The organism is Deltaproteobacteria bacterium (assembly GCA_020845895.1).
Classification (GTDB): domain Bacteria; phylum Lernaellota; class Lernaellaia; order JACKCT01; family JACKCT01; genus JADLEX01.
Genome location: JADLEX010000165.1, coordinates 20,871 through 29,277, shown reverse-complemented (window position 1 = coordinate 29,277; position 8,407 = coordinate 20,871). Strand labels below are relative to the sequence as shown.

Annotated in this window: 9 protein-coding genes; 7 read left to right on the top strand and 2 right to left on the bottom strand. The window is 64.8% G+C overall.

What is annotated here, in order from left to right; genetic code table 11:
• The coding region (locus IT350_21045; protein MCC6160549.1) for a mandelate racemase/muconate lactonizing enzyme family protein at positions 1-1,113 on the bottom strand (1,113 nt) is incomplete at its 3' end.
• 12 nt (positions 1,114-1,125) lie between these two features.
• Entirely contained in the window at positions 1,126-1,545 is a 420-nt protein-coding gene (locus IT350_21040; GenBank protein MCC6160548.1) for a YjbQ family protein, read from the bottom strand.
• Between the two features lie 133 nt (positions 1,546-1,678).
• On the opposite strand from IT350_21040, the gene IT350_21035 reads away from it, so the two are divergent.
• The 7 genes from IT350_21035 to IT350_21005 all read left to right on the top strand — a co-directional run bounded on the left by IT350_21035 (position 1,679) and on the right by IT350_21005 (position 8,324).
• The gene (locus IT350_21035; GenBank protein ID MCC6160547.1) at positions 1,679-2,413 is read left to right on the top strand and encodes a protein-L-isoaspartate(D-aspartate) O-methyltransferase; all 735 of its coding nucleotides are present in this window, start codon (positions 1,679-1,681) and stop codon (positions 2,411-2,413) included.
• A gap of 185 nt (positions 2,414-2,598) precedes the next feature.
• Positions 2,599-3,870, top strand: coding sequence for a hypothetical protein (locus IT350_21030; protein ID MCC6160546.1), 1,272 nt, complete (start codon positions 2,599-2,601; stop codon positions 3,868-3,870).
• A gap of 25 nt (positions 3,871-3,895) precedes the next feature.
• Complete coding sequence (locus IT350_21025) at positions 3,896-4,903, top strand: hypothetical protein (protein MCC6160545.1); 1,008 nt, start codon at positions 3,896-3,898, stop codon at positions 4,901-4,903.
• Positions 4,904-5,052: 149 nt separating this feature from the next.
• Positions 5,053-5,880, top strand: coding sequence for a hypothetical protein (locus tag IT350_21020; GenBank protein MCC6160544.1), 828 nt, complete (start codon positions 5,053-5,055; stop codon positions 5,878-5,880).
• A gap of 13 nt (positions 5,881-5,893) precedes the next feature.
• Positions 5,894-6,766, top strand: coding sequence for a carboxylating nicotinate-nucleotide diphosphorylase (nadC, locus tag IT350_21015; GenBank protein ID MCC6160543.1), 873 nt, complete (start codon positions 5,894-5,896; stop codon positions 6,764-6,766).
• Positions 6,763-7,557: a biotin--[acetyl-CoA-carboxylase] ligase gene (locus tag IT350_21010; GenBank protein ID MCC6160542.1), complete on the top strand. Its 795-nt coding sequence runs from the start codon at positions 6,763-6,765 to the stop codon at positions 7,555-7,557. Before nadC ends, IT350_21010 begins: the two co-directional genes overlap by 4 nt.
• Positions 7,557-8,324, top strand: a complete 768-nt coding sequence (locus tag IT350_21005) for a type III pantothenate kinase (GenBank protein ID MCC6160541.1) — start codon at positions 7,557-7,559, stop codon at positions 8,322-8,324. Before IT350_21010 ends, IT350_21005 begins: the two co-directional genes overlap by 1 nt.
• Positions 8,325-8,407 lie beyond the last annotated feature (83 nt).

Genomic DNA, 8,407 nt, shown 5'->3' with positions numbered 1-8,407 from the left:
TTCGTCGATCTCGATGCCGAGGCCCGGCGACTGCGGCACCGCGACCGTCCCCGCCGCGTCCACCTCGATCGGCCGACGCAGGATTCCGTCGCGCGCCTCGGGCACCCAACCCGGGGGTTCGTAGGGATACTCGAGCGGCAGGTCGACTCCGCACATCGCTTTAAGCTGGAGATTCTCGAGAAACCCCACGCCGTTCGTCCACGTGTGCGGCGAGTAACGCAGTCCCCGCGCGTGGCATTCATCGATGATCCACCGACCGTCCTCGAGCCCGCCCGCGAAGGTGGCGTCCGGCTGGAAGATGTCGAACGCGCCGTGATCGAGCGCCGCGCGCATCTCCTGACGACTCGTGACAAGCTCGCCGCCGGCGATCGGCGTTTTGACGCGGCGGCGCAGCTCGGCGTAGCCGTCGAAGTCGTGCATGTCGAGCGGCTCCTCGATCCAGGCGATGCCGAGTTCGTCGCACACGCGGCCGAAGCGCGTCGCGCGCTCCAAGTCCCACACCGGCGCGGGATCGACGAGCGAGACGAGCCAACCCTGATTCGCGTCCACGGCGATCGTGAACTCGGCTCCCACTTCCGCGCGCACGCGGCGCAGGATCTCGAAGTCCTCGTTCTCGTCGAACGAATGCACGCGCAGCTTGAGCGCGCGAAAGCCCTTGCGGCGGATGTCGTCGAGCCAGGGTTTGCGTCGCTCGAAGGACCGGATTTCGCCCGACGACGCGTAGCAGGGGATGCGCTCGACGGTGGGCGCACCGGGCTTGAGGAGTTGATAGACCGGCTTGCCCTCGATCTTGCCCTTCAGATCCCAGAACGCGGGTTCGATCCACCAGTTTCGCCAGCCCAGATACCCCGCTTCCTTGATCCGCTGGCGCACCGTGGCGATGTCGAGCGGGTCGATACCCAGCAGGAAGCCGCCGAGCAAATCGCCAAGCCCCGCGCGCTCAGTGGTAAACGCCATCCCCGCCGCGACGCCGATGTGCCCGTCGTCCGTCGTCAGGTGAATCAGCGTGAAGCGATTGTGCGTCTGCGGATAGCCGGGAATCCACGACGGATAAAACGGCGTGGCGAGGGGAATGTTGACGTGAAACAGTTCGATACGGTTCAGCCGGCTCATCGCCGCCTCCGGTCATTCTCCGATGATCTTGATGAGGGCGCGTTTTTTCCGTCGCCCGTCGAATTCGAAATAAAAGATCTGCTCCCACGGGCCGAAATCGAGCACGCCGTCGGTGATCGCCACGACGACCTCGCGGCCCATGATCTGCCGCTTCAGGTGCGCGTCGGCGTTGTCCTCGCCCGTGCGGTTGTGGCGATAACGGTCGGTCGGCGCGTGCGGTGCGATGCGCTCCAGCCACTCGTCGTAGTCCCGGTGCAGACCGGACTCGTCGTCGTTAATAAAGACGCTCGCGGTGATGTGCATCGCGTTGACGAGGCACAGGCCGTTTATCACGCCGCTTTTCGTGATCGCCGCCTGGACGCGGTCCGTGATGTTTTCGAGTCCCCGGCGATCGGGGATGTGGAACCAGAGTTCTTCGCGGTGGTGTTTCATGTTTATTCCGCGTCGTGTTTCATGCGGACCCGGGCCCTCGTTTTAGCAACCCGGGCGGGGACTGTCCATGCGGGGGAGAGGCCCGAGCATGTTCCGCTTGCGTCGTGGCGCGGGCGGGAGGAAAATCACGTTCATGGAGATCCGTGAGATCGGCCTTATCGTCGGTGTGACCGTCGTCGTGCTCGCGGTGTGGACGGCGTTCGCCCAGACCAGGACCGACGATCAGGTCAACCGCGACCGCATGGTGCGAACGCAGGTCGAGGCGCGGGGCGTGAAAGACCCGCTGGTCCTCGCCGCGATGCGAAAGGTGCCGCGTCACCGTTTTGTGCCCGCTAACGTGGCCGGCGCGGCCTACGACGACATGCCGCTGGCCATTGGGAGCGAGCAGACAATCAGCCAGCCCTACATCGTCGCGTTCATGACCGAGGCCGCGCGCGTGAAGCGAGGCGATAAGGTGCTCGAGATCGGCACCGGCTCAGGCTATCAGGCGGCGGTACTCGCCGAGATCACCGACCGCGTTTTCACGATCGAGATCATCTGCGACCTCGCCGACCGCGCGCGAACCACGCTGGGAACCCTCGGATACACAAAGGTCGAAGTGCGTTGCGGCGATGGATATCAGGGGTGGAAAGAGCGCGCGCCCTTCGACGCGATTCTCGTCACCGCCGCGCCGCCCGAGATCCCCAAGCCGCTCGCGGATCAGCTCGCCGAGGGCGGACGTTTGGTGCTGCCCGTCGGGCCGAACCCTGAAGCGCAGGAATTGCTGCGCCTCACCAAAGTCGGCGGCGAGCTGAAGCGCGAGACGCTGCTGCCGGTGCGTTTCGTGCCGCTCACCGGGCCCGGCACGGGAATCCCGACACCGAAATAAGGGTGAGGCCGGAATCGGAAGGGGGCGTTTGTGGACAATCACAACCCCTTGTGGCATATAGGATTTTGTCGCGTTCATGATTCGACGCGGTGCACGTGTGCCTGTTGGCTCGCGTCAAGCGCCGGAGTGTTTCGCGTTCGTTTCCTTCGCGCCTTGCGCGGAACGGTTTGCCGGAGGGATTGGCGATGCCCAAGCGATGGGAATGGATTGTGGTGTTCGTTCTGGCCGTGGCGGCGGTTTCGTGCGTCGCGGGGGACGATTCGAGCGATGGCGATGCTTCGGCAAAAGCCGGGCAGCTCGGCGAACCCTCGTCAAATGACGATGCGGCTGCGCCCGCCGATGTGGTCGGCGCCGACATCTTCGATCCCGTCTCGCCCGTGGCCGAAACCCGCGCCGGCGACGTCGAGGGCGTCGTGGTCGATCCGCGCAACATGAGCCCGGTCGAAGGCGCCGAAGTCCGCCTGCTGTTTTTGGATGGAACACCCGCCGACCCGACGGTCATCACGACGGGTCCGGACGGCGCATTCAACTTCGCGCAGGTCAACGAGCTCGAATACATCATTGACGTCACGCACCCGACGCACCAGGACACGCAGCTCTGGACGCGGGTCTTCGAAAACGGCACGACACAGCTCGCCAATGTTTGGCTCGTGCCCAAGCCGCTCGTCGTGCTCGGCTCGGTTTCGGGCATCATCAAAGATGCTCTGACGGGTTTTGCGATCGGCGGCGCGGCGCTCGATTTCCGTGCGGGCATCAACGCGCCGGACACCGAGGCGGTCGTCGGCTCGACGACCACGAATGCGAGCGGGCAGTTCACGATCTCGCTGGAAGCTGGCGTTTACACGGCCTACGTGACGGCGCTCAACCGATGCGATACGGCGTTTTCGGTTTACGTGCTGGGCGCGCGCAATACCGGATCGCAGAACGGCACGATGACGACGGCACTGACGCAGGGCCAGATGCGCATTGTGCTCTCCTGGGGCGCGACGCCGGCCGATCTCGATTCGCACCTGTGGGCGCCGCATGACGGCTGCGAGTCCCAGAATCCGTTCCATCTCTACTTCAGCACCAAAAGCACCCACGGTTGCACATCGTCGTTCGACCTCGATCTCGACGACGTGACGTCGTTCGGTCCCGAGACGACGACGGTCGGGTCCTTCGACGACCCGGTCTCGTTCACCCCTTACAGCTTCCTCGTGCACGACTACTCGAACTTGGGTTCGGGCTTTTCGCAGGCGATGTCGAACTCGCAGGGGCTTCGCGTCGAGGTATTCACGGGCAACTCCGGCGGATCGTGCGATCAGTTGACGTTCACGATGCCGCCCAATACGCCCGCGACCGTCTGGCACGTGTTCGAGGCGGAATACGACGGCACGAACTGGTCGGTCGCGCCGATTCCCTCGATGGACTCGTACTGCTTCCAGTCGACTCCAAACCTGGTCGGTCCCACGTGCTGACGTTTGAATTTTACGAGGCGATGACATGAAATCGAATCGCGTAATGGGTGTGCGTGGCGCGGCATTCGCGCTCGTCTTGACGGCCGTGCTGACGGCTTCGATCGCGCTGGCCGGCAGCTACGATTTCGAGGACGGCGGCGACGGACTCACCGTGCAAAGCCCCGAACCCGGGATTGTTTTCGTGATGACCGGCGGCGCCAACTGGATCTACGGCGACTGGCGCACGGGCGATTACTGGGGCCCGTACCCCGACGGTCCGTACTACTCGTTCGGAAACTTCTTCGCATGGCTCGGGCCGAATCAGCACGAGGGGCGCATCAACTTCCCGCTCGGCGCGACCTTCTTCGGCATGCGCTATTCGTCGGCCGACACAATTCGCCTGGTGGCCTACAACAACCTCGGTATCGCGGTGGACGAGGCGACCGGCGACCCGAGCCTCGACGTCGACACGATGGGCACGCTCACCGTCGAGTCCGAGGACATGGAGTTCGTCAAGATCATCGGACCGTATGCGGGTTTCGGCAACTACTGGATCATCGACGACGTGAGCACCGTCTCTTGCGAATCCGACGAAGAGTGCGACGACGGCGTTTTTTGCAACGGCGAGGAGACGTGCGTGGACGCCCTGTGCATCGAGGGCGACACCAGCGAACTGTGCCCCGATGACGAACTGTGGTGCAACGGCGAGGAGTTCTGCGACACGGCGGCGGACGAGTGCAAGCACCAGAACCCGCCCGCGTGCCTCGACGACGGCCAGTGGTGCAACGGCGAAGAGTATTGCGACGAGCTTTCGGATTCGTGTCAGCATCACGAAGAGCCGGATTGCGGCGACGACGGCCTGTTCTGCAACGGCGACGAATCGTGCGATGAAGACGCGGATGAGTGCGTGAGCTCGGGCGATCCCTGCGAGCCGGAGAACCTCGAGTGCAACGAGGAAGAGGACACCTGCGACGATCATCCGATCGGCAAGCCGGGCGACATCGAGGAGATTCTGGACGAGACCTTCCGCGGCGGCGGGTGCGGTTGCGCCTGATCCCGACGGGAAAGATTCGTCCCGCGAACGATTGAAAATCCGCATCGGCGTCGAGACAGATCGGCGCCGATGTCCGTTTGAGTCGGGAAATCATTCATATCCGCACGGCGCCGCGCGCGGAAATGCGTCGCCGAACGGGGGAACACGACATGCAATTCGTGATGGTGGTCACTCGAGATCTTCAGCTTGTGAAAAGCATCGAGAGCGCGCTCGACAGCGGGTGGTTCAAGATCTGGCACCTCAAGAATGCGCGCGAAGCCCTCGCGGCCCTCGGCCAGCAGGAACCGGCGCTGATCGTGTGCGACGGGCGCGTCGATATCGACGCCTATATCGAACTCACGCGCAAACTGAAGCTCGATCTCGGCCAGAGCTCGATGGTCTTTTTGCTGCTCACTTATGCCGACAATCCGCCCGAAATGGCGCTCATTCGCGACGCGGGCGTGGACGACATTCTCAAGTGGCCTTCGCCGGTCGCGGTGCTGGGCAACAAGCTGCGCCAACTCATCGACAAGCACGAGTCGCTCTCGTCGCGCGCGGCCACCGGCGAGACGACGATCGAACTCGGTCTTCGTCCCTCGGAACCCGCTAGCACCGGATTCGAAGTCGAGCGTGGAACGCCGCAGCTCGATCGAGATCCGTTCGTAACCGGTGCGCCGAGGGGGCCGATCGACGCTCCGAGCGGGTTCGACCGTCACGACGGCGTTGTCTTCGAGCACGGATTCGGGACGGCCGACGGTGCGTCGTTACCCAAAGTCTCGTTCGGCGAAGATGCGACTCCGGTCGGCGGGCTCGACGCGGGGGTCGGCATTCCGCAAGCGCGCCTGGAGGAACTCGCCGCGCGCATGCTCGACCAGAAGCTCACCGAAGCCGCGCGTACGCAGATCAAAAAAGTCATCGTGACGTCAGTGCAGCAGGAGCTGAAGCGCCTGATGCCGCAGATCGTCGAGGCCGTCCGCAAGGAGATGGGCAAGTCCTGATCCGTTGAAGCCCATGCCGCACGAACTGAAATTGCACGAACTCAGGTTGCACGAACTCACGCCCGACGAACGCCGCCGGATCCGCGAAGCCATCGCCGAAGATCTCGGAACGGGCGACATCACCACGACGAGCACCATCGAGGCCGGGCTTCGCGCCGTGGGGACATTTCGCGCGAAGACGCCTCTCGTCGTCGCGGGTTCGCCATATGCCCGGGCCGTATTCGAGGAGATCGGCGGCGAGTGCGCGTGGACACAACTCGTGCCCGACGGCGGTCGCGCGGCGACCGGCGACGAATTCGCGCGGGCCGAGGGACCGATGCGTGCGCTGCTGGCGGCCGAGCGCCTCGCACTGAATCTGCTCCAGCACCTCTCCGGCATCGCCACCGCGACCGCCGCATACGTAAACGCCGTGGCAGGGACTCGTGCCCGAATCACCGACACGCGCAAGACGATTCCGCTGTGGCGAAACGCGCAGAAATACGCGGTGGCCTGCGGCGGCGGGGTGAATCACCGATTCGGGCTGTTCGACGCGGTGCTCATCAAAGACAATCATCTCGATGCCGTGGGCGACATCGGTCGCGCGGTATCGCGGGCGTCCGTCGCGGCCGCGGGCGCGCCGGTGATCGTCGAGATCCGGCGACTCGACGAGATCGACCCCGCAATCGATGCGGGCGCGACGCGGCTGTTGCTCGACAATATGACGCCGGATGAACTGGCGGCGTGCGTGCGCCGCGTCGACGGCCGCGTGCTCACCGAAGCCAGCGGCAACGTCACGCTCGCAAACGTGCGCTCTGTGGCCCGAAGCGGCGTCGATCTCATCTCCATCGGCGCGCTCACGCACTCCGTCGTCGCGGCCGACATAAACTTCAAGATCGTTCGCGCATGAACGCGCTTTGCGCCGAGGCCATCGCGGCGCAGCTCGCGGATGACGCGGTCGCGGTCCGTCACCACGTGACCGTGCTCGAGTGCGTCGATTCCACCAACCGCTGGATGGCCGAGCGCGCTCGCGCGGGCGACGCCGGCCGCGGCGATCTCGTCGTCGCCGACTCCCAGTCCGGCGGGCGCGGGCGGCGCGAACGCGCGTGGGTCTCGCCGCCGGGGCAAAACGTGTACGCATCCATTCTCGTCGATGCGCCGCCGAGCCCCGCGGGCATGCTGGTGTACGCGGCGGGGCTCGCCGTGGCCGATGCCGCCGAGTCGCTCGCGGGCGTCCGTCCGTTTCTCAAATGGCCCAACGACGTGTTCCTCGGCGGTCGCAAGCTGTGCGGAATCCTATGCGAATCCGTCTTTGCGCCGGATGCATCCCGCGTCGTGGTGGGCATCGGGCTCAACGTCAACGCGACCCATGATGACTTGGGGCCGGAGCTTCGCGAATCGGCGACTTCGCTTGCGATCGCGACCGGTCGCACGTTCGACCGAAACGTCGTCGTCGCGCGGCTTTACCGTGAACTCCTGAGCCGATATAACCACCTCGCGGCGGACGTCGGACGGATCGTCGCCGACTGGAGAGACCGGGCTGCGCTGCCTGGAGTGCGTTACCGGGTTCGACTCGACAGCGCGGAGATCGTCGAGGGGCGTGCGGTCGATCTGGCCGCCGACGGCGCGCTGATCGTTCAAACCGATACGGGATCGCGGGCGATTTACTCCGGCGATGTCGTGTCCTGGCGGGTGGAGTGATGTCCCTTTTCGTCATCGATATCGGCAACACCAACATCGTCTTCGGCGTATACCGCGACGACGATCTGATCGCGTCGTGGCGTCTTTCAACCCGCCGCGACCAGACGGCGGACGAGTACGGCATTCTCGTGAGCGAGCTGTTCGAGCACCGCGGTCTCGAGGTCGGCGACATCGACGGCGTCATCGTCTCGTGCGTCGTGCCGTCGCTCGAAAGCACTTTTCGGCAACTCTCGGAGAGCTACTTTCGAATCCCCGCTCTCTTCGTCGGGCCCGGCGTCAAGACCGGCATGCCGATCCTGTACGACAACCCGCGCGAGGTGGGCGCGGACCGCATCGTCAACGCCGTCGCCGCGTACCAGAAATATCGACGGGCGCTGGTCGTGGTCGATTTCGGCACGGCGACGACCTTCGACGCGGTCTCGGCCAAGGGCGAATACCTGGGGGGGGCCATCGCGCCGGGCATCGGCATTTCGATGAACGCGCTCTTCTCTCAGACGTCGAAGCTCCCGAGCGTGCAGTTCGCGAATCCGAAAACGGTGATCGGCAAGAACACCACGCAGAGCATCCAGGCGGGAATCTACTTCGGCTACGTCGGCATGGTGGACGCGCTGGTGCGCCGACAGACGGCGGAGCTGGGCGGCGACGTCGCGGTGATCGCCACGGGTGGGCTCGCGCGGCTCGTGTGCGAAGAGTCCGAGACGATCGATGAGGTCGACGACGACCTCACCCTGCGCGGCCTGCTGCTGATCTACCGCCTGAATTCCTGAACAGGGCATGGGTGACGCACCGGCGCACACCCTTGCGCTTGCGCGCAAGAGCGTGGCACCCAAGTCCCCGTCACGCTGACGGT

Excerpts from the sequence above, each read along its gene's own strand:
- IT350_21040 (MCC6160548.1), bottom strand. The coding sequence starts at position 1,545 with ATGAAACACCACCGCGAAGAACTCTGGTTCCACATCCCCGATCGCCGG.
- IT350_21035 (MCC6160547.1), top strand. The coding sequence starts at position 1,679 with ATGGAGATCCGTGAGATCGGCCTTATCGTCGGTGTGACCGTCGTCGTG.
- IT350_21030 (MCC6160546.1), top strand. The coding sequence starts at position 2,599 with ATGCCCAAGCGATGGGAATGGATTGTGGTGTTCGTTCTGGCCGTGGCG.
- IT350_21025 (MCC6160545.1), top strand. The coding sequence starts at position 3,896 with ATGAAATCGAATCGCGTAATGGGTGTGCGTGGCGCGGCATTCGCGCTC.
- IT350_21020 (MCC6160544.1), top strand. The coding sequence starts at position 5,053 with ATGCAATTCGTGATGGTGGTCACTCGAGATCTTCAGCTTGTGAAAAGC.
- nadC (MCC6160543.1), top strand. The coding sequence starts at position 5,894 with ATGCCGCACGAACTGAAATTGCACGAACTCAGGTTGCACGAACTCACG.
- IT350_21010 (MCC6160542.1), top strand. The coding sequence starts at position 6,763 with ATGAACGCGCTTTGCGCCGAGGCCATCGCGGCGCAGCTCGCGGATGAC.
- IT350_21005 (MCC6160541.1), top strand. The coding sequence starts at position 7,557 with ATGTCCCTTTTCGTCATCGATATCGGCAACACCAACATCGTCTTCGGC.